This window comes from Nocardioides sp. GY 10113, from assembly GCF_004919105.1.
Lineage (GTDB): Bacteria > Actinomycetota > Actinomycetes > Propionibacteriales > Nocardioidaceae > Nocardioides.
In genome coordinates this window covers 55372-78609 of the sequence record NZ_STGK01000020.1, presented here as the reverse complement: position 1 = coordinate 78609, position 23238 = coordinate 55372, and the positions used below count along the sequence as shown (strand labels likewise).

The window sequence follows — 23238 nt, the reverse complement described above, 5'->3', positions numbered from 1 at the left end:
CCGACGGAAGAGACGGAAAAGGACGAGGTCCCCGCCTGCCGAGCGGCAGACGGGGACCTCGAGCAGGAATGCGGGCTCAGACGGCGCGCACGTCCGAGGCCTGCGGGCCCTTGGGGCCCTGGGTGACCTCGAACTCGACCTTCTGGCCGTCCTTGAGGGACTTGAAGCCGGTGCCGGCGATCGCGGTGTGGTGAACGAAGACGTCAGCGCCGCCGCCGTCCTGCGCGATGAAGCCGAAGCCCTTGTCGTCGTTGAACCACTTGACGGTTCCCAGAGTCATGCTCACTCCTCGGTGATGATGGCGAGAAACACCGTGTCTCTCGCCTGAGGCTGAAGACATCTGCACGGCGCCTGATGCCCAGCAAAACCGAAGACCAAGTACTACGAAGATGAGCGGCCAGTCTCGAACCTGACCGGGGGCGCCTGTGGTGCACGCGCCCCTTCAACTACGACGAGAATAGCAGGCCCGACCCGGGTTCGGGCATTCGTCGACCGCGGACCGGTGGCCCGCGGCCTCCCGGCGCTGCTGCCGGGCGTCCCGCTCCGCGCCGGCGCCGGACGACGAACCGCAGGGGGTGACGCGGACGGCTGCGAGGCGCGATCATGGGGGAGTGCCCACCGGAGGACGGGGTGACGGCCGAGGCCGGGTGAGCGGGGCGTGAGCGGCGCACCCGCTGCGGAGGGCGCGGCCACGCTGCTGGCGCTGCACCAGGGCCCGGGCTTCGTGCTCCCGAACGCCTGGGACGCGGGGACGGCCAGGATCCTGACCCAGGTCGGCTTCCCCGCGATCGCCACCACCAGCGCCGGGATCGCCTGGTCCTGCGGCCACCCCGACGGCGGGTCCATGGACCGGGTGGCGATGCTGGCCCACGTGGCCCGGATCGCCGCGGCCGTCGACGTGCCAGTCACCGCCGACCTGGAGTCGGGCTACGGCGACACCGTCGACGAGGTGGCCCATACGGTCTCGCTCGCCGCGAGCCTCGGGGTGGTCGGCGCCAACATCGAGGATGCCGGGGCGGACGGGCTGTTCGACCTCGAGGAGGCCGCCGAGCGGATCGCAGCGGCGCGGGCGGCGGCGCCGGCGGGCACCTTCGTGCTCAACGCGCGCACCGATGCCTACTTCGCGGGCCCCCGCGCGGATCCGTTCGCGGAGGCGGTCGAGCGCGCGACCCGCTACGTCGAGGAGGGCGCCGACTGCGTCTTCGTGCCCGGTGTCGCCGACGAGGAGGAGATCCGCCGACTGGCCGCCGAGATCCCGGCGCCGCTCAACATCGTCGCCGGCCTGGCCAGCACCACCGACGCCCCGACGCTGTTCTCGCTGGGGGTGAAGCGGGTCAGCCTCGGCGGCAGCATCGCTCGCGCCGCGCTCACGCTGGTGGAGCGGGCCGGTCGCGAGCTGATCGAGACCGGCACCCTCGGCTTCCTCGACGGCGTGATCGGCTACGCCGACCTGCAGCGGCGGCTGGCCGACCCCGCACCGGACGACAGCTGATTCCCGGTCAGCGCCGCCAGAACAGGTGGTGGACCACGCCGCTGGCGCTCGGCACCACGTCCCGGTGGTAGCGGTCGAGCAGTTCCTCGGGGGCCGTCCACAGCCGGGAGCCCGTGCCGAGCTCGACCGGTACGACGGCCACGTGCAGCGTGTCGACGAGGTCGGCGTCGAGGAACTGCCGGACGGTGTCGGCGCCGCCGCCCAGCCGCACGTCGCGGCCGTCGGCGACCTCGAACGCCCGCTCCAGCACCTCGGCCGGCGTGCCGGCGACGAAGTGGAACGTCGTGTCCGAGAGGGTGAACGACGGTCGGTGATGGTGCGTCATCACGAGCACCGGGGTGTGGAACGGCGGCTCGTCGCCCCACCAGCCCAGCCAGTCGTGGTCCTGCCACGGCCCGCGCTGCGGCCCGAACTTGTTGCGGCCCATGATCTCGGCGCCGATGTTCCGGTGGAACTCCCGCACCAGGTGGTCGTCGAGCCCGCGGCTGCCGCCCGGCTCGGAGCGACCCGGCCAGCTCGCCGTCGGCAGGGCCCACGCGAACAGCTCGCTGGGGTCGGCGTGGCCGAACGGTCGCTCCAGCCGCTGGCCCTCGCCGGCGGCGTACCCGTCGGCGGACACGCTGAGGTTGTGCACGCGGACCTGCTGGGTCATCGGTTGCCTCCTCGTGGACGTCACGGGTGTCGACCCGGGGCGGCGCCGCGACTCATCGCGCTACGAGCCGGTGCGGGTCGCCGCGAAGGCGAGCTGCAGGCTGTCGGTGTCCGGCACGACGACCACCGCGGTGTCGCCGGTCGGGGTGCGGGCCATCAGGAAGTACCGGCTGTTCGCGTAGGTCAGCAGCCAGAACCCGTCGTAGCGGTACCGGTGGCCGGTGTCCGGACCGGTGTCGCTCACCGCGACGTCGTACGGCGCGAGGTTGAGCGGCTCGCTCGACAGCAGCGCCACCGTCGAGAACTGAGAGGGGTCGGCCTTGACGTACTTCGCGTACTCGGTGCCGAAGGCGGCGGCGATCCGCTGGACGTCCCAGAAGAGGAGGACCACCACGAGTGCCACGACCAGGCCCACCCAGAGGCGGCCGGGTGGCCGACGGGTCCCGATCCGGACGCGGAGGAACCCGGTGTAGAGGGCCGCGCCGAGACCGGCGGTGAGGACGAAGGGAACGAGGGCGACCAGCGCGGTGCCCGCCACCGCGGCCAGCGCCCCGCCGAGGAGGAGGGGCAGCCAGAGCCACGCCCAGCCGCCCGCTGCCAGCGCCAGGTCGGCGCCCCGGCCCCGCCTGGGCGCCGTCAGCCGTGCCTCGATGCGGTGGTGCAGCCAGAGCGCGGCGAGGCTGGCCACGATCACGCCGATCACGGGGAAGAACAGCACGTTCACGCTGCGCAGCACGTAGTCGGTGGTCGAGTAGTCCAGGAGCGACACGTCGTAGCCCAGCTCGCGCGCCTGGGCGTCCGCACGCACCCAGCCGAAGTAGAGGAGCAGGGCGGTGACGAGGGCGATGGGGGAGGCGATGGTGGTGAAGGTCTTGAGCCAGCCCGGGGCCGCGCCGCCGCCCGCGCCGCCATCGCCCGCGCCGCCATCGCCGCGACGGGGTGGGGAGGTGTCGGTCTCGCCGTCGGCGCGCTCGGGACGGGGTGGGGTGGTCATCGGTGCGCGGTCAGGACGGCGCCGCCGGGCTCAGGCTCGCGTCCTGGGGCGGCCCCGTCGTCGGCGAGGACGGACCGGTGAGGGTCGGGGAGGGCAGGGTCGGGCTCGGGCCCGTGCCGGTGGCCGACCCGTCAGGGGTCTCCACCGGCTCGACGGTGAACTCGGCGGCCGAGTTCCAGTACTCGTCCTCACCGTCGACGACGATGTACTGCTCACCCGTCACCTCCAGCGGCGGCATCGTGAACTCGATCCGCGTGCCGCCGTCGGTGGAGTCGAAGCCGACGACGGTGCCGCCGATGGTGATCAGGCCGTGATCGGGGAAGTGCGAGCCGGTGACGGTCACCGGGTAGCCGCCGGCGGCGCTGCCGCGGTCCGGGCTGATGCCCTCGACCAGCACGCAACCCGACCCGGACGTCCCCTCCTGGCGGACGAGCTCCGCGTCCGGGGCGCTGCGGTGGGCCGCCACGAGCGCGTCGAGGAGGTCGAAGGCGCCGCGGCCGTAGCACCCCGTGCGGTCGCGTTGATCGGCCAGCAGGTCGAGGTTCTGCTCGGCGACCGCCCACCGCTCCGACTCGCCCTCGAACGCGGCCAGGCACGCGCTGCCCACGCCCTCGTAGAGCAGCCGGTTGTAGGGCTCGTCGGCGTACTGGGCGACGTCGACGACGTGTCGACAGTTGCCCTTGACCAACGACAGGTAGGCATCGAGCGGCACGTTGTGGTTCCCACCCGGCGCGCTCGGCCCGAGCGAGACGACCCACTCGATGATGGTCGTGCCGAGGCCCTTGTCGGCCGTCGACGCGGAGTCCTCGCCGTCGCTCGACGAGCCGACCGGGTCATCCGCGCTGTCGGCGTCGGGTGCGCTGTCGGGAGCGCCGCTCGAGCAGGCGGCGAGGCCCAGCGCCGCGAGGCAGGCGAGCACGGTCGCCGTTCGCGCCGCCCGACGTCCCCGGGCCGTACGCCGCCCGCCTCCCGCCCCGTGGGGATCGAGGTTGCCGAGGACTGACTGGGGACGCATCGACTCCCGTCCGCTCGCCCAGGAAAGAACCGTGCTCCTGCCAGAGTGGTCGATGGCCGGCGCCCGGGGCAAGGGGCCCGGGGTCGTCGCGCCGCGCGGCGGGTTGGCCGCGTGTGGGGCGGCGTGTGGGGCGGCGTGTGGGGCGGCGTGTGGGGCGGCCTCAGGCCAGGCGCGCCGGGAACCCGCCGGTGGCGACCGGTCCCCACGACGTCGGGGTGATCCGCAGCAGCGACTTGCCCTGGTCGAGCATCGCCCGGCGGTACTCGTCCCAGTCGGAGTGCTCCCCGGCGATGGTGCGGAAGTACTCCACGAACGCGTCCAGCGCCCCCTCGCCGTCGGTGGCGTCCAGCACCTCGCAGGCGCCGGTGACCTGCACCCACGGACCGTCCCACTCGTCGGAGACGACCACCACGCTCACCGTGGGCCGCGCCCGGGCGTTGCGCGTCTTGGCGCGGTCCGGGTAGCTCGAGATCACCAGCCGCCCGGCGTCGTCGACGCCGCCGGTCACCGGCGAGGCCTGCGGGCTCCCGTCGGCGCGCTCGGTGATCAGCAGCATCCGGTGCCGGGGGCGGACGAAGTCGAGGAGGTCGTCGAGGTCGACGGCGGTGTTCGTGGCGATGGCGCGGGGCATGGCCTCATCCTCCCCGCCGGGTGGTAGCGCGCCGCCTCAGGAGAGGGCGTCGAGGATGTGGGGGACGGCGTCGTCGACCGGCAGCACCACCTTCGTGTCGAACTCCATCCACTCGCCGAAGTTGAGCAGGTGGCGGTAGGCCACGGTCGGGTCGTCGTTCTCCGTCAGCAGCGTGCCGCCGCTGCCGTCGGTGTGGACGTAGTGGGCCTGGACGCCGGGGGCGTCGCCCACTTCGGCGAAGACCCCCATCATGGCGGCGACCTCCGCCTTCGTGAGAAACGGACGTACGTGGTAAGTGGTCAGGAACAGCATCAGGACTCCCTTGTCGGCTGATGACGGACCTTCCACGCTAGACCCGGCCGCGGAGTGTGGCATGGTCGAAATCGGGGCTCCGTGCACAGAGAAAGCGGCACGCATCTGGTCCGCGGCTGCCACCATCGGCCCCGTGAAGGACCTACGCCGCCTCGCCGTCGCCGCCGTGATCGTCTCGTTCTCGGTGGCCGCCCTCCTCGGGATCGGAGCGCTGCTCGGCGGCGGGGCGCTCGGGACCGGCGAGGCGCGGGTCCTGACCACCACGGTGATCGTCGGCACCGAGTCGATGGCGGCGCTCTGCTACCTCGCGCTGGCAGGACATCGGTTCGCCGCGGTCGGAGCGCTCGGCGGCGCGTTCTCGGTCGCCGCGACGCTCCTCGCGCTGTGGCTGACCTGGGGCGGCGACGACGGGTGGCGGGCCTTCGGGGTCACGGTGGCCATCGCCGCCTCGTTGGCGCAGGCGTCGCTGCTGCTGCGTCTCGCCGACCGGCGGGCGCCCGGCCCGCTGCTGGCGCTCACGATGGCCACCATCGCCGCCGTCGCCCTGCTGCTGGTCATCCCGATCATCGACGACAGCGGCATCGGCGACGGCTACTGGCGGCTCTTCGGCGTGGTCGCCATCCTCGACGTGCTCGGCACCGTGGTGGTGGCCGCCACGAGCCTCGGGCGGCGAGGACCGGAGCAGGGCTCGGGCTCCGCCGCCCGGGACTCGTCGCCCCGGCTGCTCTCGGTGGAGGTCGAGCGCCGGGTCGCCGAGGAGGCGGCGCGGCGGCGGGTCACGCCCAGCCAGCTGGTCAGCGACGCGCTGGACAGCTACCCCGGCTGACCGGAGCCGGGCCCGCGGCCGGACCGCGGCTCAGCCGAGCGCGGCGCGGATCGCGCGCCCCGGGAACGCCTCGACGTCGAGCTCGCCGTCGCGGACCACGAACTGACCGTCCACCAGCAGGTGCCGTACGCCGACCGAGGGCCGTGTCGGGTCCACGTAGGTCGCCCGGTCGCTGATCGTGGCGGGGTCGATGACCACGAGGTCGGCGTCCGCGCCGATGCCCAGCCAGCCCTTGGTGCGGACCGCGGGGGCGAACCCGGCGACCACCTGCGCGGGCAGGTAGGAGCAGCGGCGGAACGCCTCGGCCCAGGTCCAGGTCCCGGTCTCGACGACCATCCGGCGCAGCGAGCGGGCGAAGGTGCCGGCGGTGCGGGGGTGGGTCTGGCCGCCCGACGGCAGCGGCCACTCGCGGGAGTCGGTCGACCCGTCCTTCCACTCCACGTGCATCGCGTCGCTGGCCACGATGGAGTCGGGGAACGCGAGCGCCCGCTGCAGCATGGCGGCGTCCTCGGGGTCCTCCTCGTCGAGGAACCGGACCACGCAGACGGCGCCCGGGTCGGTGGCGCGCAGCTCGGCCAGCCGCTCGATCGAGGCGATCCGCTCGCCGGTGCCGACCATCGAGATCGACGCGGGCGTCAGGCCCCAGGCGCCGAGCCGCTCGGGGGCGAGGAAGAAGGCACCGATCGCGGTGCTGCCGGCGCCGTACGGGTAGGCCTCGACGGTGACCCGGGAGCCGCCGGCGCGGGCCGCCTCGAGCTGGCCGAGCACCCGGTCGATGTGGCGCCGCGAGGTGCTGTTGACATGGCAGTGGTGCATCGAGGCGCCGGTCTCCGCCGCGGCCCGGGTGATCTCGAAGGATCCGTCGATCGGCGTGGTCGGGTCGGCCTCGACGATCTCGCGCACGTGGGTGAAGGTGGCGGTCCCGGTCGCGGCCGCCAGCCGGGCGACGTCGAGGAACTCCTCGGGGTCCGAGCGCGGGGCGTAGCCCATCAGCACGCCGACCCCCAGCGCGCCCGCCTCGAGCTCGGACTCCAGCAGCCGGAGCCAGTGCCGGCGCTCGTTCGGCGTCGAGGTGCGCTGCCACGCGGGGTCGCCGAGCATCCGCAGCGAGGCGTTCAGGTCGGCGTCCGGGGTGAGGCCGAGGTGGGCCGCCGCCCGGGCGTCGCCCCACGACGCCGAGAAGCCGTAGTGGAGCAGTCGGCCGTCGGCCGCGGCGCGGGCGTAGGCCTTCTCGACCGGCATCAGGCCGGCCTCGAGGTCGAGCGTGGCGGTGACGCCGTCCAGCGCCTGCAGTCGCTGCCCGGCGATCGAGTGCACGTGGCTGTGCAGGTCGACGAAGCCGGGCCCGACCACCAGGCCGGTGACGTCGACCTCGGCGGCGCCCGCGAGCGCGCCCTCGGCGGCGATGGCCGGCGCCACGGCGACCACCGTGCCCCCGTCCACGGCCACGTCGGCCACCCGCTCGGTCCCGGTCCGCGGGTCGACGACGCGCCCGCCACGAAGAATCAGCACGCGGACCATCCAACACCGGGGCACTCGGCGGCCTCACTGGAGGATCGGACAACCGGCGCGGCGGTCGGCTGTCCGATCGGACGAATACAGCCCCCGACTGTTGTCCCTACGGTTGCCGCCATGTCATCCGCCATGTCCTCGCAGCAGGGCCTCGACGCCGCCAGCGCGTGGCTGGAGGACAACTTCGACCGCATCGTCGCCGAGCACGGCGTGCCCGGCGCGACCGTCGCCGTCCTCACCGACGGGCGGATCACGGCCGCGGCCGCGGGCGTCACCAGCCTCGCCACCGGCGTCCCGGTCGACACCGACACCGTCTTCCAGATCGGCTCCATCACCAAGATCTGGACCACGACGCTGGTCATGCAGCTGGTCGACGACGGACTGCTCGACCTCGACCGGCCGCTGCTGGACTACCTGCCCGAGCTGCGCATCGCCGACGCCGAGGCCGCCACGGCGCTGACCACCCGCCACCTGCTCACCCACACCGCCGGCTTCGAGGGCGACATCTTCACCGACACCGGGCGCGGCGAGGACGCGATCGAGAAGTACGTCGCGACCCTCACCGACCTGCCCCAGCTCTTCGCGCCGGGGGAGACGTTCTCCTACAACAACACCGCCTTCGTGGTGCTCGGCCGGCTCGTCGAGGTGCTGCGCGGCGCGCCGTACGACGAGGTGCTGCTCGAGCGCCTCGCCGGGCCGCTCGGCCTGGCCACCGTCAGCCCCAGCCCCTACGAGGCGATCCGGCACCGTGCGGCGACCGGCCACGTCCCGGGCGAGGACGGCGAGCTCGCCGCCGCCACCACCTGGGCCCTGGCGCGATCCAACGCGCCCGCCGGATCGATGCTGGCGATGACCGCCACCGACCTGCTCGGCTTCGCCCGGATGCACCTCGACGGCGGCACCGCCGCCGACGGCACCCGGGTGCTCGCCGCGGAGTCGGTGGCCGCGATGCAGGCCCGCCAGGTCGACCTGCCGCGCCTGGCCGGGATGGGGGACGCCTGGGGCCTGGGCTGGGAGCTGTTCGACACGCCCCAGGGCACGGTGGTCGCCCACGACGGCGGCACCATCGGCCAGGCCGCGTTCCTCCGGGTCGTGCCCGAGGCCGGGGTGGCGATCGCGCTGCTGACCAACGGCGGGGACGTCTTCGGCCTCTTCTCCGACGTGGTCGCCGCGCTGCTCACCGACCTGACCGGCGTCGTCCTCGCCGACCGACCGGCCCCGCCGGCCGAGCCGAGCACGGTCGAGGTCGACCGGTTCCTCGGCCGCTACGCCGACACCATCTACGACATCGAGGTCAGCCAGGACGGCGATGGCCGGCTCTGGCTGGACCGCACCCCGAAGGACATCCACGCCGAGATCGGCGAGAAGCCGATCCGCTTCGAGCTCGTCCACTTCGACGGGGACTCCTTCATCACCGCCGAGCCGTTCCACGGCATCCACGTCGTCTTCGCGTTCATCGGCAACGCGCCCGGCCCCTCGGGTGAGGCCAGGGCCAAGTACGTCCACTACGGCCGCGTAGTCTCGCGCGCCGACTGAGCGGCGTACTGCTCCAGACCCCCGCATCACCACCACACCACCAGAAAGAGGAACGCCCATGAGGCCGGTCCGCCCGAGTGCCCTGCTGGCGCTCTCCCTGTCCGTCGCCGCCGTCGGCCTCACCGCCTGCGGTGGCTCCGACCCCGGCACCGGCGCCGGGGAGAGCAACTACGTCGACGGCCAGTCGTTCTCGCTGGCGCTCACCAGCGACCCCGGCGCCCTCGACCCGCAGGGCGGCGTGACCAGCACGCTGTTCCAGCTGTCCAAGCTCGCCTACGACAGCCTCGTCTCGGTCGACGCCGACGGCAACGTCGAGTCCCAGCTCGCCTCCGACTGGTCGGTCGACGGCACCACGGTGACGTTCGAGATCGCCGACGGCATCACCTGCGCCGACGGCTCCGACTTCACCGCCCAGACGGTGGTCGACAACATCACCTACGTCGAGGACCCGAAGAACCAGAGCCCGTTCCTCGGCGTCTTCATCCCGGCCGGTGCCACCGCCGAGGCCGACGGCAGCACCGTCACGATGACCCTCGCGGAGCCCTCGCCGTTCGTCCTCGCCTCCATGGCGAACCTGCCGATGGTCTGCGACGCCGGTCTGACCGACCGCAAGTCCCTCAAGGACGGCACCGCGGGCACGGGCCCCTACACGCTCACCGAGGCCGTTCCCGGGGACCGCTACACCTACTCGGTCCGCGAGGACTACACGTGGGGCCCCGACGGCGCCAGCACCTCCGAGACCGGCACCCCGGCCACGATCGTCGCCAAGGTGGTGACGAACGAGACCACCGCCGCCAACCAGCTCCTCTCGGGCGACCTGAACTTCGCCGGGATCGTCGGCCCCGACGCCGAGCGCCTCGACGCCGCGGGGCTGACCCGCGTCGACGCCCAGGCCGTCCAGGGCGAGCAGTGGTACAACCAGAACGACGGTCACCTGACCGCCGACCCGGCGGTCCGCGCGGCCCTCACCCGGGCGCTGGACCTGGAGGAGCTGCAGAAGGTGCTCACCTCCGGCAAGGGTGGTCCGGCCACGCAGTTCGCCGTGGTCGCACCGGCCGGCTGCACCGGCTCCTCGGTCGAGGGCAACGTCGCCGGAACGGACGTGGCGGCCGCCGAGGCCGCCCTCGACGAGGCCGGCTGGGTCAAGGGCTCTGACGGGATCCGCGCCAAGGACGGCGAGAAGCTGGCGCTCTCCTTCGTCTACGACGCCTCGCTCGGCACCGGCGGCAGCGCGGCCGCCGAGCTGGCCGTCGCCGCCTGGAAGGAGGTCGGGATCGACGTCACCGGCAAGCAGCTCGACCAGACCGCCATCGCGGGCGCCATGTTCGGCACCGGCGACTGGGACATCGCCTGGGAGCCGGTCAACATCAACACCCCCGACCAGATCGTGCCCTTCGTCTCCGGCCCCGGCCTGGCCGACGGCGGGACGAACTTCTCCGGCATCGACAACGCCGACTACACCGCCGGCGTGGAGAAGGCGATGACCACCAACGGCGCCGAGGGCTGCGACGAGTGGCTGGCCGCCGAGGGTGCGCTCTTCGCCGCCGACGACGTCATCCCGTTCGCCAACAACCTGCTGCCCTTCTTCGGCAAGGGTGCCGAGTTCGACGTCGTCGGCAACGTCGTCCCCACCAGCATCCGGATGCTCGGCTGAGGGGCCTGATCGCAGCATGACCACACTGACACCGGCAGCCGCCGCCACCGAGCCGTCGCGGCTGGCCGCGCTCCTCGGAGGGCGCTGGACACGCTTCGCGCTCCGCCGCACGGGGCGGCTGCTGGTGTCGCTGTGGGTCCTGGTGACCGCGTCGTTCCTGATGATCCACCTGATCCCGGGCGACCCGGTGCGCGCCGCGCTCGGGATGACCGCTCCGGCCGACCTCGTCGCCGCGAAGCGCGAGTCGCTCGGGCTGGACGACCCGCTGCTCACCCAGTACCTGCACTACCTGGGCAACCTGCTCCACGGCGACCTGGGCCAGTCGATCGGGTCCCAGCTGCCGGTCTCGGAGATCATCGCCCAGCGGCTGCCCGCCACCGCCTCGCTGGCGTTCCTCGCCTTCGGCGTGGCGCTGGCGATCGCCATCCCGCTCGGCGTCCTGGTCGCCGTCGCCACCCGGCGCGGCCGCCGGCGGCGTACCGAGCTGGCCTTCGCCGGCAGCAGCGTCGTGCTGGGCTCGATCCCCGACTTCCTGGTCGGTGTCGCGCTGGTCGCGGTCCTCGCGGTCAACCTCGGCTGGTTCCCCGTCGCCGGCAACGACGGCGCCGCGTCGTACGTGCTCCCGGTGACGGCGCTCGCCATCGGCCCCGCGGCGGTGCTGGCCCGCATCGTCCGCGTCGAGATGCTCAGCGTCCTGGAGGCCGACTACGTCCGCACCGCCCGGGCGAAGCGGCTGCCGGCGCGGCGGATCAACCTGCGCCACGCCCTGCCCAACGCCGTGACCGCGACGCTCACCCTCAGCGGCATGCTGCTGGCCTCGATGGTCGCCGGCACCGTGCTGGTGGAGAACGTCTTCGCGTGGCCGGGCCTGGGCAGCACCATCGTCCAGTCGATCGTCACCAAGGACTACCCGCTCGTCCAGGGCACCGTGCTCGTGTACGGCGTGATCGTCCTGGTCGTCAACAACGTGGTCGACATCGCCCTGGCCGTGCTCGACCCGCGCTCCACGATCGGGGACTCCTGATGACCGCCACCACGTCCCGACGGGCCGCGACGTCGACCCCGTCCCGGCTCGCGCGCGTCCTGGGGACCCCGGTCGGCGTCGTCGGCGTCAGCCTGCTGACGCTGGTGCTGCTGCTGGCCGTCTTCGCGCCGATCCTGTGGGGGGACCGCGCCGACGCCGTCGACACCGACAACATCCTGGCCGGCCCGTCGGCCGAGCACTGGGTCGGCACCGACAACCTGGGCCGCGACCTCTTCTACCGGGTGCTCGTCGCCACCCGGCTCTCGATCACCCTCGCCCTGCTGGCCACCGCGCTCGGCACCGTGGTCGGCCTGATCCTCGGCACGGCGCCCCTGCTGCTCGGCCGCCGGCTCGGGCGGCTGGTCACCGCGCTGGTCAACATCCTGGTCGCCTTCCCGGGGCTGCTGCTCGTGCTGTTCTTCGCGGTCGTCTTCGGCGTCGGCGCGCAGGGCGCCGTGCTCGCCATCGGCCTGGCCGGCGCCCCGTCGTTCGCCCGCCTGTGCCAGACGCTGGTGGCCGGCGTCGCCGACCTGGACTACGTCGCCGCCGCACGGATCGCCGGCGTCAACCGGTTCCGGATCCTCTTCCGCCACGTGCTGCCGAACATCGCCGAGCCGCTCGTGGTGAACGTGACGATCAGCGCCGGCGGCGTGCTGCTCAGCTTCGCGGGACTGTCGTTCCTCGGCCTGGGCGTGCAGTCGCCGGCCTACGACTGGGGCCGGCTGATGCAGGACGGCCTGGCCGGCATCTACCTGCACCCGATGGCGGCCCTCGCGCCCGGCATCATGGTGATCGTCGCCGGCCTCGCGTTCAACCTCACCGGCGAGGCGATCGCCGGCGCCCTCGGCGTCACCCCGGCCACCGGCGTCGGCCGCGCGCTGAGGGTGCCCACCGGCCGCACCCCGGGCGCCGAGCTCGCCCACGACGCCGGCACCGAGGACCTGGTCCTCGACGTGCGCGACCTGCAGGTCTCGTTCCCCGGCGTGGACGCACCCGTGCGCCCCGTCCGCGGCGTCACGTTCGCGCTCCGGGCGGGCGAGGCGGTCGGCGTGGTCGGCGAGTCCGGCTCGGGCAAGTCGCTCACGGCGCTGTCGGTGGCGAGGCTGATCGAGGAGCCCGGGCGGGTCGACGCCCACCGGCTCGCCTTCTGCGGGGAGGACCTGCTGGCCGAGCCCGCTGACCGGAGGGCCGCCAAGGAGCGCGACCGGATGCTCGGCACCTCGCTGGCGGTCGTCTTCCAGGACCCGATGACCTCGTTCAACCCCGCGATGCGGATCGGCAGCCAGCTGGCCGAGGTCGGACGCCACCACCAGGGCCTGGACCGCAGGGCCGCGGCCGACCGCGCCGTCGACCGGCTCGGTGCGGTCCGCGTGCGCGATCCCGAGCGCCGCGCCCGGCAGTACCCCTTCGAGTTCTCCGGCGGCATGCGGCAGCGGGCGATGATCGGGATGGGCCTCATGGGCAGCCCGCGCCTGATCATCGCCGACGAGCCGACCACCGCCCTCGACGTCACCGTGCAGCGCCAGGTGCTCGCGCTCCTGCAGGACGTGCGCCGCGAGCAGGGCGCCGCTCTGCTGCTGATCAGCCACGACGTCTCCGTGGTCTCCGACGTCTGCGACCGGGTGCTGGTGATGTACGCCGGCCGCGTCGTCGAGGACCTGCCCACCGCCGACCTGCACACCCGCGCGCAGCATCCGTACACGCGGGCGCTGGTGGCCGCCGTACCGGACATGGGCACCGACCCGGACGCCCCGCTGGCCACCATCCCCGGCCAGCCCGTCGACCCCTCGGCGGTCCCCGCCGGCTGTGCCTACGCCGCCCGCTGCCCGCTCGCCACCGCGCTGTGCCGGGAGCAGGACCCGGTGCTGGTCACCGGCGCCGACCACGGAGCCGGCGTGGGCCGGGTCGCCTGCTGGCACGCGGGGGAGCCGATCGGCACGACCGCGACCGGGGAGCCGCTCACCGCCGAGGAGGCGACCGCATGAGCCTGCACCTGGACCACGTCACCGTCCGCTACGGCGCGACGACGGTGCTCGACGAGGTGAGCCTGACGGTGCCCGACGGCGAGATCGTCGGACTGGTCGGCGAGTCCGGCTCGGGCAAGTCGACCCTGGCCAAGGCGGTCGTCGGGCTCGCCCCGGTGCACAGCGGCAGCATCGTGCTGGACGGACAGCCGTTGCGCCACCGCGGCCGCCGCCGACCGATCCAGATGGTCTTCCAGGACCCGTTCTCCTCGCTCGACCCGCGGATGACGATCGGCGAGAGCATCGCCGAGGCGATCCCCGAGCGGCTCTCCCGCGCGGACCGTCGCGCCGAGATCGCCCGGCTCCTGGAGCTGGTGCACCTCGACGCAGGTCGCGCCGACCAGCTGCCCCGGCAGCTCTCCGGCGGCCAGCGCCAGCGGGTCGCCCTGGCCCGTGCGCTCGCCGGGCGGCCGCGGCTCGTGATCGCCGACGAGGTCACCTCGGCGCTGGACGTCTCCGTCCAGGGCGCCGTGCTCAACCTGATCCGCGAGATGCAGCGTGAGCTCGGCCTCTCGATGCTCTTCATCTCCCACAACCTGGCCGTCGTCCGGTACGTCGCCAGCCAGGTCGCCGTCCTCGAGGGCGGACGCATCGTCGAGCACGGCGCCACGACCGACGTGCTCGAGCGCCCGCAGCACGACTACACCCGCCAGCTCCTCGCCGCCGTCCCCGGCGGCCACCCCATCCCGAACAAGGAGATCCGCGCATGAACACCTCCGGCCCCGCCGCCGACCGCCTCATCGACCCGGCCCACTGGGAGGCACGCTTCGCCGAGCTGGTGAAGAAGCACGGCATCCCCGGCGCCCAGCTCGGGATCCTGAAGGTCGGCGCGGACGGCGCCGCGGACGAGCTGTTCACCACCGCCACCGGCGTCCTGCATGCCGGCACCGGCCAGGTCGCGACGACCGACTCGGTCTTCCAGATCGGCTCGGTCTCCAAGGTGTGGACCGCCACCGTGATCATGCAGCTGGTCGACGAGGGCAGGTTCGCCCTCGACACGCCGGTCGCCGAGATCGTCCCGGACCTCGCGCTGCGCGACCCCGACGTCACCAAGACGGTCACCGTGTGGCACCTGCTCACCCACACCAGCGGCATCGACGGCGACGTCTTCACCGACACCGGCCGCGGCGACGACGCCCTGGAGAAGTACACCGCCGTGCTCGGCGACGCCGCGCAGAACCACCCCCTCGGCGCCACCTGGTCCTACTGCAACTCCGGTTACTCGCTGCTCGGCCGGATCATCGAGGTCGTCACCGGCCTGACCTGGGACGAGGCGATGAAGGAGCGGCTCTTCGCCCCGCTCGGCCTGACCCACACCACCACCCTCCCCGAGGAGGCGATGGTCTTCGGTCACTCGGTGGGCCACCTCACCGGCGGCGACGACCCGCAGGTCGCGCCCGTGTGGGGGATGCCCCGCTCGGTCGGGCCCGCCGGCCTGATCACCTCCCGCGTCGAGGACGTCCTGGCCTTCGCCCGGATGCACCTGACCGGGGGCGCAGCCGCCGACGGCACCCGTGTGCTCTCGGAGGCCAACGTCGCCGCGATGGCCGCCTACCAGGTCGAGTGCCCGGAGAAGGACCTGCTCGGGGACTCCTGGGGCCTCGGCTGGTTCCGCTGCGACTGGAACGGTCACCGAGCGATCGGCCACGACGGCAACACCATCGGCCAGGCCGCGTTCCTGCGGCTGCTGCCGGAGGCGGGCATCGCGGTCGCCATGAACACGAACATCGGCAGCGCGATCCCGCTCTACCGGGAGCTGTACGACGAGATCTTCACCGAGCTCGCCGGCGTCCACGTGCCGGCCGACTTCGACGTGCCGGCCGAGCCGGTCGAGGTCGACGCGACGCCGTACGTCGGCGCCTACCAGCGCGAGTCGGTGCTCGAGGAGGTCTTCATCGAGGACGGCAAGGTCTGGATGCGGACCACGGTCTCCGGCGCGGTCGCCGAGGCCTCCGGCGGCGCCGAGCCCGAGACCCACGAGCTGGTCCCCGTGGCGGACGCGCTGTTCGCGGTCAAGCCCGACAAGAGCGAGGCCTACTACCCGGTGCGGTTCTACTCCCTGCCCAACGGCCAGGAGTACATCCACTTCGGCGCCCGGGCCACCCCGAAGCGGACCGCCTGATGGCCACGGCCACGCTGACCCCCACCGATACCGTGCTCGACGAGCTCCTCGCCGACCTGCGCGAGCTCATCGAGTGCGAGTCGCCCTCCCACGACCACGCGGCCGTGGAGCGGTCCGCGGACCTGGTCGCGCGGCTGGGCACCGAGCGGCTCGGCGTAGCCCCCGAGCGGATCGTCGTCGACGGCGTCCACCACCTGCGGTGGCGCCTGGGCGACCCGCTGACGCCGAGCCGGGTCGTGGTGCTCGGGCACCACGACACCGTCTGGCCGATCGGCACGCTGGCCCGCCAGCCGTTCGAGATCGTCGACGGCGAGCTGCGCGGACCCGGCTGCTTCGACATGCTGACCGGCCTGGCGATGGCGCTGCACGCGATCGCCGACCTGGACGACCCCTCCGGCGTCACCCTGCTGGTGACCGGCGACGAGGAGCTCGGCTCGCCGACCTCGCGCGCGCTGATCGAGGAGGAGGCGCGCCACGCGGCCGCGGTCCTCGTGCTGGAGGCCTCGGCCGACGGCGGCGCGCTCAAGACCGCCCGCAAGGGCACCTCGCTCTACCGGATCGACGTCGTCGGCCGCGCCGCGCACGCCGGCCTGGAGCCGGAGAAGGGCGTCAACGCGAGCGTCGAGCTGGCCCACCAGATCCTCGCGATCGCCGCGCTCGGCGACGCCGCCGCGGGCACCACGGTGACCCCGACGGTGGCCGCCGCGGGCACCACCGTCAACACGGTGCCCGCCGACGCCCGGATCTCGGTCGACGTCCGCGCCTGGACCGTCGCCGAACAGCGCCGGGTCGACGCCGCCGTGCGCGCGCTCGTCCCGGTGCTGGACGGGGCCGAGCTGCTGGTCTCCGGCGGGATCAACCGCACGCCGCTGGAGGAGTCCTCCTCCCGTGCCCTGTTCGCCCGCGCCCAGCGACTCGCCGCCGAGCTCGGCATGCCCGAGGTCACCGGCGCCGCCGTCGGCGGCGCCTCCGACGGCAACTTCACCGCCGGCGTCGGCGCGCCGACCCTCGACGGGCTCGGGGCGGTCGGCGGCGGCGCGCACGCCGAGGACGAGCACGTGCTGGTCGACCGTATCCTCGACCGCACGGTGCTGCTCCGGGCACTCCTCGCCGACCTGCTCGCCGATCCCGTCACCGATCCGCCGGGGACGGCGTCGTGAGCGGCGAGGCCTGGACGTCGTACGAGGCGGCGGCCGCGGCGTCCCGGGTCGTCGTCCGTCAGCTGGCAGAGATCGATGAGCTGCGCGAGGCAGCCGACGTGCTCGGCGCGATCTGGGGCGTCCCGGAGAACCCGCCGATGAGCGCCGAGCTGCTCCGAGCGATGGGCAAGGCGGAGAGCTACGTCGCCGGCGCCTACGACGGCGACACCATGGTCGGGGTCTGCGTCGGCTTCCACTCCACCCCGGCGTCGCGGACGATGCACAGCCACATCGCCGGCGTGCTCCCGGCGATGGCCGGGCGGCACGTGGGCTTCGCGCTGAAGCTGCACCAGCGCGCCTGGTGCCTGGACCGCGGCATCGAGCTGATGGAGTGGACGTTCGACCCCCTGGTCTCCCGCAACGCCTACTTCAACCTGGCGAAGCTCGGGGCGTATGTCGCGGAGTACCTGCCGGACTTCTACGGCGCGATGACCGACGGGATCAACCGCGACGAGGAGAGCGACCGGATCCTGGTGCACTGGCCGCTGGCGGCCCCCGAGGTCGTCGCGGCCTGCGCCGGCGAGCCGGCGCGGCCGGTGCTGCCGCCCGGTGCGGCGGCGGCGTGGGTGCAGGTGCCCCGCGACGTCGAGCGGGACCGCCGTACCGATCCCGAGCAGGCGCGCGGCTGGCGCGCCAAGGTGCGCGAGCAGCTGCTGACCGCGCTGAGCGCCGGCGGCCGCGTCGCCGGCTTCGACAAGGAGCAGGGCTACCTCGTCCTGCCGCACGACAGAGACCTCGAAGGAGACATGGAGTGAGCGTCAAGCTGGAGGGCGTCGAGCTGCGCCGGGTCGCGATGCCGCTGGTCTCGCCGTTCCGGACCTCGTTCGGCACCCAGACCGCCCGCGACATCCTGCTGCTGCGCGCCGTCACCGCGGACGGCGAGGGCTGGGGTGAGTGCGTGGCCATGTCGGACCCGCTCTACTCCTCCGAGTACGTGGACGCGACGGCCGACGTGCTGCGGCGGTTCCTGCTGCCCGCGCTGACCGACGGCGCCGAGGACCTGCGCCGGCACGGCGCGAACGCGGTCGCCGCGCTGCTGCGCAAGTTCAAGGGCCACCGGATGGCCAAGGCGGCGCTGGAGATGGCGGTGCTGGACGCCGAGCTGCGCGCCGAGGGCCGCTCCTGGGGCCGCGAGCTCGGGGCGGTCCACGACCGGGTGCCCTCGGGTGTCTCGGTCGGCATCTACGACAGCATCCCGGTGCTGCTGGACGTCGTCGGCGGCTACCTCGACGCCGGCTACGTGCGGATCAAGCTCAAGATCGAGCCTGGCTGGGACCTCGAGCCGGTGCGCGCGGTCCGCGAGCGGTTCGGCGACGACGTACTGCTCCAGGTGGACGCGAACACGGCGTACACCCTGCGCGACGCCCGGCACCTGGCCAAGCTCGACGACTTCGACCTGCTGCTGATCGAGCAGCCGCTGGAGGAGGAGGACGTGGTCGGCCACGCCGCGCTGGCCCGCCAGGTCGCCACCCCGATCTGCCTGGACGAGTCCATCGTCTCGGCGGAGTCGGCCGCCGCGGCGATCGAGCTCGGCGCCTGCTCGATCATCAACATCAAGCCGGGCCGGGTCGGTGGCTACCTCGAGGCGGTGCGGATCCACGACGTGGCCGCGGCGCACGGGCTCGCCGTCTGGTGTGGTGGCATGCTCGAGACCGGGCTGGGGCGCGCCGCCAACGCGGCGCTCGGTGCGCTGCCCGGCTTCACGCTGCCGGGCGACATCTCGGCCTCGGACCGCTTCTACCAGACCGACATCACCGCGCCGCTGACCATCGAGGACGGCTACATGCATGTCCCGACCGGCCCCGGCCTGGGTGTCACGCCGATCCCGGAGATCCTCGACGCGGTCACCACGGGCACGGAGTGGATCGCGCTCTGAGGCGAGTCCGGGGTGCGGCGGGGGTCGAGGTGCTGTCGGGGTGATCGCGCACGACTCGTACCCTGACGCCGTGAACCAGCGACCCCGCGCCAGTCTCGGCCGGGTGCTCGACGACCTCGGCGACTCGCTGCTGGAGCTGGTCGCGGGCGACCCGGCGCACGAGGGCGAGATCGGCGGCGTCGTGATCCACGACCCCGACGACGAGCCCGTGCTGCCGCCGGGGGCCCTGGTCGTCGGCGTGGGCGTGCCCGCGGCCGAGCTGCCCGACCTGGTCCGTGCGGTGGGTCGCCAGGGCGGCGTCGGCCTGGTGGTGCGGGCCCCCGTCGCGCTCACCCCGGAGCTGGACGCGGCGGTGGCCGCCGCGGGCCTGGCGCTGCTCGGACTGCGCCGCGGCGCGACCTGGGCCCAGCTGACCGCGCTGCTGCGCTCGGTGCTGGCCGAGGGGGACGTCGCCCATGGCGAGGGCGAGTCGATCGGAGGGCTGCCCTCGGGCGACCTGTTCGCGGTCGCGAACGCGGTCGCCTCCCTGCTGGACGCGCCGGTCACGATCGAGGACCGCAGCTCGCGGGTGCTGGCGTTCTCCGGGCGCCAGGACGAGGCCGACCCGTCCCGGGTGGAGACGATCATCGGCCGGCAGGTGCCGGAGCGCTACGCCCGGATGCTCACCGACCTGGGTGTCTTCCGGGAGCTCTACCGCGAGCACCGGCCGGTGGTGGTCGATCCGGCCGACCTCGGCGCCGACGCGGTGAGCAAGCAGCGGGTCGCCATCGCGGTGCGGGCCGGCGACGAGGTGCTCGGATCGATCTGGGCCGCCATGGACGGCGACCTCACCCCCGAGCGCAGCGCCGCGCTCCAGGACGCGGCGAAGCTGGTGGCCCTGCACATGCTCCGCGTCCGGGCCGGCGCCGACGTGCAGCGTCGGCTGCGCACGGACCTGGTCGGCAGCGCCGTCGAGGGTGGCGTGGGGGCGCGCGACGCGCTGAGCCGTCTCGGGCTCGCCGGCAAGCACGTCGTAGTGCTCGCGGTCGGGCTGCGCGCCGACCGGACGGCCGAGTCCGAGCGGGCCCCCGGCGACACCAGCGACCTGGAGCGCGTCGCCGACGCGCTCAGCCTGCACCTGGCCGCGTCCCTGCCGCTCTCGGCGGTCGCCGTGGTCGGCGGCATCGCCTACGCCCTGCTGCCGCTCGGGCCGGGCGGCACCGCGAGCGAGCCGGAGGAGCGTGCGGCCCGGTTGGCGGAGGAGTTCTGCGACCGGCTCGGCTCCCGGCTGCCCGCGCTGGTCGGCATCGGCGGCACCGGCAGCGACGTCGGGGGAGTGGCGGCCTCGCGGGCGACCGCGACCCGCGTGCTCCGGGTGCTCCAGGACGGGCACGGGACGCGCCGGGTCGCGCGGCTCCCCGACGTGCACACCCAGTCCCTGCTGTTGGAGCTGCGGGACCTGGCCGCCGCCCGCGGCGAGCGTCCCGTGGGTCCGCTGGCGCTGCTGCTGGAGTACGACGAGCGCAACGACTCCGGGCTCGTCGAGACGCTCGACGCCTGGCTGGACGCGCTCGGCGACGTGCGCGCGGCCGCGACCGCGCTGTTCATCCACCCGAACACCCTGCGCTACCGGCTGCGGCGGCTGGAGGAGGTCAGCGGGCTCGACCTCGCCGACCCGGAGCAGCGGTTCGCCGCCAGCCTGCAGCTGCGACTGCTGGCGCCGCGCTGACGCCGGTCAGGCGGCCCGGGTCGATCCAGCCGTCCGACGTTCCAGAGACCTTGGACCCTGGTCGTGCCGGCGCCGCGGAGCGATCGTGGCTGTATGGCTGAGCTCGTCGCAGAGGTGATCGAGATCGAACCGCAGGAGGCGATCGCCGTACGGGGCGACGTCGCGCCGGCGGAGCTCCCGGAGTTCTTCGGGCATGCGTTCCGCGACGCCGCGCAGGCCGCGGCTGCCGCTGGCGTCGGGATTGCCGGTCCGCCGTTCGGCTTCTATCCCAGGATGCCCACGGAGACGGTCGAGGTGGAGGCGGGCTTCCCCGTGTCCGCCCGGCCCGAGGCGCACGGGCGGGCGCACCGGCTGCTCCTGCCCGGTGGCCGCGCCGTGCAGGCCATGCACGTCGGACCGTACGACGGCCTGGAGAGGACGTACGACGAGCTTGCGTCCTGGATGACCGAGCGCGGGCTGGTCCCGGCGGCGGGCATGTGGGAGTCGTACCTGTCGGACCCCGAGACCGAACCCGACCCGGCCACCTGGCGGACCCTGATCACCTGCCCGGTCTCCTGATGGCCGCTCGCCGCGGAGGGCCCACGACCGCGCGACCGGCGTCGCGGACCGCTCCCTCAGCCCATCGGTCCGCGCCTGGTCGCGCGCCTGGTCGCGCGTCTGGTCGCGGGGCTGCTCGATCCCGCGGTCCGGTGGTCTGGACCACCGAGAGATCGGCGGTGGACCCGCCGATGGGCGCGTGGCAATGTCCGAGAGCACGCAGTCCACTCACCACAAGGAAGTGATGGCATGACTGGAAAGCTGTTGGTGGCGGCCGCGGCCGCGAGCCTGGTCGGAGCGATCGGCGTCGCCGCCCCGGCCCAGGCGGCGCAGCCGTCCTGCTGGGGACAGGCGACGAAGGTCTTCGCCCAGTCCGGGGCGATGGGGGAGCACTCCTCCAGCCAGGCCAACCCACGCATCGGCCTGAAGAACCTCGCTCGCGCGCTCGCCGACGCGGGCATCATCCCGGACGACTCGATGGCGTCCCTCGGTGTCTTCGTCGCGAACGAGCTGGGCCTGAGCATCGACGCCTGCCTGTAGCCGGATCGACGCGGCCGATCGAGAGCCCGGGGATGCCGCGTCACCTGGATATCCGCCCCTGAAGCACCGATCTCGGGGCGAAGAACCATGTGACGTCGCACCACCCGGCCGCAGCAGTCCGGCAGGAAGGTTCCGGGGGGATGTCCCCACAAGATCGGGAGGTGGGCCGAGTGGCCCCTGCATCGCCGCAGCTCGAACGGATCGCCGTCGAGGGGTACCACTACCTGTACCCCGCGGTGCTCATGGACGTGACCCGGCGGGTGGCGACGAGCCTGCCCGCCGGCGTCCGGCCGGGATTCGGCCCGCCGAACGCGTTCTCGCACATGCGGACGTTCCCACCGGGAGACTTCAGGGACGTGGTCCGCCCGAACTTCGACACCCTGTACTCGATCGCGTGGCTGGACCTGACGAACGGCCCGCAGGTGGTGTGCGTCGACCGCGCCGTCGAGCAGTACTTCATGCTGCCGATGCTGGACATGTGGACGGACGTGTTCGCCGTCGTCGGGAGCCGGACCACAGGTGGGGCACCGGCGCAGTACGCGATCGTGCCTCCGCGGTGGGACGGGTCGGTGCCCGAGGGGACGGTCCGCATCGACGCGCCGACGCCATGGGTGTGGATCGTGGGGCGGACCCAGACCAACGGGCCCGCGGACTACGACGCTGTCCATGCGATCCAGGACGGCTTCGCCCTGCGTCCGCTGACCGAGCAGCCCGAGGCCACCGTTGGGGCCGTGGCCCCCGAGGGCGGTGTGGACCTGTCCGTGGCCCCGATGGACCACGTCGCCTCGATGACCGGGAGGGAGTTCTTCGCCAGAGGGGCGCGCCTGCTCTCGGAGAACCCGCCGCACCTGACCGACCAGCCGATCCTCGCGCGGCTTCGCCGTCTGGGCCTGGAGCCCGGCCGGGCGTTCGATGCCGGGACCGCGAGCCCCGAGGTGTTGGCGGCGATCGACGCGGCCCCATCGGAGGCACTGTCACGGATGGCTGCCGCGGTCCCCGTCTCCGCCCCGGTCGTCGACGGGTGGGCCGTGCGACGGGCCGGTATCGGCGTCTACGGGACGGACTACCTCTACCGGGCGGTGATCGCGATGGTCGGTCTGGGCGCCAACCTTCCCGAGGACGCGATCTACCCCCTTCTCCTGGCCGACGAGAACGGCGAGCCGCCGGTCGGGGAGCGCAACTACCTGCTCCACTTCGACGCCGACGCCCACCCGCCCGTCGATGCGTTCTGGTCCCTGACGATGTACGACGGCGACGGATTCCCCGTCCCCAACGCCATGGACCGGTACGCCCTCGGCGACCGCGACCCGCTGGTCCACAACCCCGACGGCTCGCTCGACCTGTACATCAGCCGCACCGATCCCGGACCCGAGCGCCGGGCGAACTGGCTACCCGCCCCCGAAGGGCCCCTCGGGCTGACCTTCCGCCTCTACGGGCCACGTCCCGAGATCCTCGACGGGCGCTGGACGCCGCCACCGCTGCGACGCGCGTGAGCCACGTGGCGAGCGGAGGGGCCTGAGGCCGAGTCCGATCGGGGCATGCGCCAGGTTCACCGGCGCGCGACCCCGGCGGAGACCAACCGAGA

22 protein-coding genes are annotated in these 23238 nt (G+C 73.5%); 15 read left to right on the top strand and 7 right to left on the bottom strand.

Going from position 1 to position 23238, the window contains the following annotated elements; translation table 11 throughout:
• Positions 1 to 76: 76 nt before the first annotated feature.
• Positions 77 to 280 (bottom strand): cold-shock protein, encoded by a 204-nt coding sequence (locus E8D34_RS19120; RefSeq protein ID WP_136596257.1) that lies wholly within the window; start codon positions 278 to 280, stop codon positions 77 to 79.
• 378 nt (positions 281 to 658) lie between these two features.
• Between E8D34_RS19120 and E8D34_RS19115 the strand changes: the two genes are divergently transcribed.
• Positions 659 to 1492 carry an isocitrate lyase/phosphoenolpyruvate mutase family protein gene (locus E8D34_RS19115; RefSeq protein ID WP_136596256.1) on the top strand — a complete coding sequence of 278 codons (834 nt, stop codon included), beginning with the start codon at positions 659 to 661 and terminating at the stop codon, positions 1490 to 1492.
• A 7-nt stretch (positions 1493 to 1499) separates the two neighbouring features.
• Here the strand turns inward: E8D34_RS19115 and E8D34_RS19110 are convergent, their stop codons facing one another.
• The 5 genes from E8D34_RS19110 to E8D34_RS19085 form a co-directional block, all read right to left on the bottom strand.
• The gene (locus E8D34_RS19110) at positions 1500 to 2144 is read right to left on the bottom strand and encodes a dihydrofolate reductase family protein (protein WP_136596255.1); all 645 of its coding nucleotides are present in this window, start codon (positions 2142 to 2144) and stop codon (positions 1500 to 1502) included.
• 60 nt (positions 2145 to 2204) lie between these two features.
• Complete coding sequence (locus tag E8D34_RS19105) at positions 2205 to 3137, bottom strand: hypothetical protein (protein ID WP_168929538.1); 933 nt, start codon at positions 3135 to 3137, stop codon at positions 2205 to 2207.
• Between the two features lie 10 nt (positions 3138 to 3147).
• Entirely contained in the window at positions 3148 to 4152 is a 1005-nt protein-coding gene (locus E8D34_RS19095; protein ID WP_136596252.1) for an IPT/TIG domain-containing protein, read from the bottom strand.
• 160 nt (positions 4153 to 4312) lie between these two features.
• Positions 4313 to 4783 (bottom strand): PPOX class F420-dependent oxidoreductase, encoded by a 471-nt coding sequence (locus tag E8D34_RS19090; RefSeq protein ID WP_136596251.1) that lies wholly within the window; start codon positions 4781 to 4783, stop codon positions 4313 to 4315.
• A gap of 36 nt (positions 4784 to 4819) precedes the next feature.
• Positions 4820 to 5095 carry a DUF3303 family protein gene (locus E8D34_RS19085; RefSeq protein WP_136596250.1) on the bottom strand — a complete coding sequence of 92 codons (276 nt, stop codon included), beginning with the start codon at positions 5093 to 5095 and terminating at the stop codon, positions 4820 to 4822.
• Positions 5096 to 5228: 133 nt separating this feature from the next.
• On the opposite strand from E8D34_RS19085, the gene E8D34_RS19080 reads away from it, so the two are divergent.
• Complete coding sequence (locus tag E8D34_RS19080; RefSeq protein WP_136596249.1) at positions 5229 to 5921, top strand: hypothetical protein; 693 nt, start codon at positions 5229 to 5231, stop codon at positions 5919 to 5921.
• A 30-nt stretch (positions 5922 to 5951) separates the two neighbouring features.
• Here E8D34_RS19080 and E8D34_RS19075 read toward each other — a convergent pair whose 3' ends face one another.
• Positions 5952 to 7433 (bottom strand): amidohydrolase family protein, encoded by a 1482-nt coding sequence (locus E8D34_RS19075; protein ID WP_206056806.1) that lies wholly within the window; start codon positions 7431 to 7433, stop codon positions 5952 to 5954.
• Between the two features lie 120 nt (positions 7434 to 7553).
• Here E8D34_RS19075 and E8D34_RS19070 point away from each other — a divergent pair, with 120 nt between their 5' ends.
• From E8D34_RS19070 to E8D34_RS19010, 13 genes are all read left to right on the top strand, one after another.
• Positions 7554 to 8969: a beta-lactamase family protein gene (locus tag E8D34_RS19070; protein ID WP_240771465.1), complete on the top strand. Its 1416-nt coding sequence runs from the start codon at positions 7554 to 7556 to the stop codon at positions 8967 to 8969.
• A 58-nt stretch (positions 8970 to 9027) separates the two neighbouring features.
• On the top strand, positions 9028 to 10623 hold the full coding sequence (locus E8D34_RS19065; RefSeq protein WP_136596247.1) for an ABC transporter substrate-binding protein: 1596 nt from the start codon (positions 9028 to 9030) through the stop codon (positions 10621 to 10623).
• 16 nt (positions 10624 to 10639) lie between these two features.
• Positions 10640 to 11647 carry an ABC transporter permease gene (locus tag E8D34_RS19060; RefSeq protein ID WP_136596246.1) on the top strand — a complete coding sequence of 336 codons (1008 nt, stop codon included), beginning with the start codon at positions 10640 to 10642 and terminating at the stop codon, positions 11645 to 11647.
• The gene (locus E8D34_RS19055; protein WP_136596245.1) at positions 11647 to 13632 is read left to right on the top strand and encodes a dipeptide/oligopeptide/nickel ABC transporter permease/ATP-binding protein; all 1986 of its coding nucleotides are present in this window, start codon (positions 11647 to 11649) and stop codon (positions 13630 to 13632) included. Before E8D34_RS19060 ends, E8D34_RS19055 begins: the two co-directional genes overlap by 1 nt.
• A complete protein-coding gene (locus E8D34_RS19050; protein WP_136596244.1) occupies positions 13629 to 14381 on the top strand; it encodes an ATP-binding cassette domain-containing protein in 753 nt (250 codons plus the stop codon). Before E8D34_RS19055 ends, E8D34_RS19050 begins: the two co-directional genes overlap by 4 nt.
• The gene (locus E8D34_RS19045) at positions 14378 to 15793 is read left to right on the top strand and encodes a serine hydrolase domain-containing protein (RefSeq protein WP_136596243.1); all 1416 of its coding nucleotides are present in this window, start codon (positions 14378 to 14380) and stop codon (positions 15791 to 15793) included. Before E8D34_RS19050 ends, E8D34_RS19045 begins: the two co-directional genes overlap by 4 nt.
• The gene (locus E8D34_RS19040; protein ID WP_136596242.1) at positions 15793 to 16953 is read left to right on the top strand and encodes a M20 family metallopeptidase; all 1161 of its coding nucleotides are present in this window, start codon (positions 15793 to 15795) and stop codon (positions 16951 to 16953) included. The genes E8D34_RS19045 and E8D34_RS19040 overlap by 1 nt, the downstream gene beginning before the upstream one ends.
• Positions 16950 to 17747 (top strand): GNAT family N-acetyltransferase, encoded by a 798-nt coding sequence (locus E8D34_RS19035; RefSeq protein ID WP_136596241.1) that lies wholly within the window; start codon positions 16950 to 16952, stop codon positions 17745 to 17747. The genes E8D34_RS19040 and E8D34_RS19035 overlap by 4 nt, the downstream gene beginning before the upstream one ends.
• Positions 17744 to 18868, top strand: coding sequence for an o-succinylbenzoate synthase (gene menC / locus E8D34_RS19030; protein ID WP_240771463.1), 1125 nt, complete (start codon positions 17744 to 17746; stop codon positions 18866 to 18868). The genes E8D34_RS19035 and menC overlap by 4 nt, the downstream gene beginning before the upstream one ends.
• A 70-nt stretch (positions 18869 to 18938) precedes the next feature.
• Complete coding sequence (locus tag E8D34_RS19025; RefSeq protein ID WP_240771461.1) at positions 18939 to 20576, top strand: helix-turn-helix domain-containing protein; 1638 nt, start codon at positions 18939 to 18941, stop codon at positions 20574 to 20576.
• Positions 20577 to 20669: 93 nt separating this feature from the next.
• The gene (locus tag E8D34_RS19020; RefSeq protein WP_136596239.1) at positions 20670 to 21134 is read left to right on the top strand and encodes a GyrI-like domain-containing protein; all 465 of its coding nucleotides are present in this window, start codon (positions 20670 to 20672) and stop codon (positions 21132 to 21134) included.
• Positions 21135 to 21362: 228 nt separating this feature from the next.
• A complete protein-coding gene (locus E8D34_RS19015) occupies positions 21363 to 21653 on the top strand; it encodes a hypothetical protein (protein WP_136596238.1) in 291 nt (96 codons plus the stop codon).
• A 170-nt stretch (positions 21654 to 21823) separates the two neighbouring features.
• Entirely contained in the window at positions 21824 to 23146 is a 1323-nt protein-coding gene (locus tag E8D34_RS19010; RefSeq protein ID WP_206056805.1) for a DUF1254 domain-containing protein, read from the top strand.
• Positions 23147 to 23238: the final 92 nt, after the last annotated feature.

Coding starts and splice junctions, on each gene's coding strand:
- E8D34_RS19105 (WP_168929538.1), bottom strand. CDS start 3,137: ATGACCACCCCACCCCGTCCCGAGCGCGCCGACGGCGAGACCGACACC.
- E8D34_RS19090 (WP_136596251.1), bottom strand. CDS start 4,783: ATGCCCCGCGCCATCGCCACGAACACCGCCGTCGACCTCGACGACCTC.
- E8D34_RS19050 (WP_136596244.1), top strand. CDS start 13,629: ATGAGCCTGCACCTGGACCACGTCACCGTCCGCTACGGCGCGACGACG.
- E8D34_RS19060 (WP_136596246.1), top strand. CDS start 10,640: ATGACCACACTGACACCGGCAGCCGCCGCCACCGAGCCGTCGCGGCTG.
- E8D34_RS19070 (WP_240771465.1), top strand. CDS start 7,554: ATGTCATCCGCCATGTCCTCGCAGCAGGGCCTCGACGCCGCCAGCGCG.
- E8D34_RS19020 (WP_136596239.1), top strand. CDS start 20,670: ATGGCTGAGCTCGTCGCAGAGGTGATCGAGATCGAACCGCAGGAGGCG.
- E8D34_RS19085 (WP_136596250.1), bottom strand. CDS start 5,095: ATGCTGTTCCTGACCACTTACCACGTACGTCCGTTTCTCACGAAGGCG.
- E8D34_RS19040 (WP_136596242.1), top strand. CDS start 15,793: ATGGCCACGGCCACGCTGACCCCCACCGATACCGTGCTCGACGAGCTC.
- E8D34_RS19110 (WP_136596255.1), bottom strand. CDS start 2,144: ATGACCCAGCAGGTCCGCGTGCACAACCTCAGCGTGTCCGCCGACGGG.
- E8D34_RS19015 (WP_136596238.1), top strand. CDS start 21,363: ATGACTGGAAAGCTGTTGGTGGCGGCCGCGGCCGCGAGCCTGGTCGGA.
- E8D34_RS19045 (WP_136596243.1), top strand. CDS start 14,378: ATGAACACCTCCGGCCCCGCCGCCGACCGCCTCATCGACCCGGCCCAC.
- E8D34_RS19055 (WP_136596245.1), top strand. CDS start 11,647: ATGACCGCCACCACGTCCCGACGGGCCGCGACGTCGACCCCGTCCCGG.
- E8D34_RS19095 (WP_136596252.1), bottom strand. CDS start 4,152: ATGCGTCCCCAGTCAGTCCTCGGCAACCTCGATCCCCACGGGGCGGGA.
- E8D34_RS19120 (WP_136596257.1), bottom strand. CDS start 280: ATGACTCTGGGAACCGTCAAGTGGTTCAACGACGACAAGGGCTTCGGC.
- E8D34_RS19065 (WP_136596247.1), top strand. CDS start 9,028: ATGAGGCCGGTCCGCCCGAGTGCCCTGCTGGCGCTCTCCCTGTCCGTC.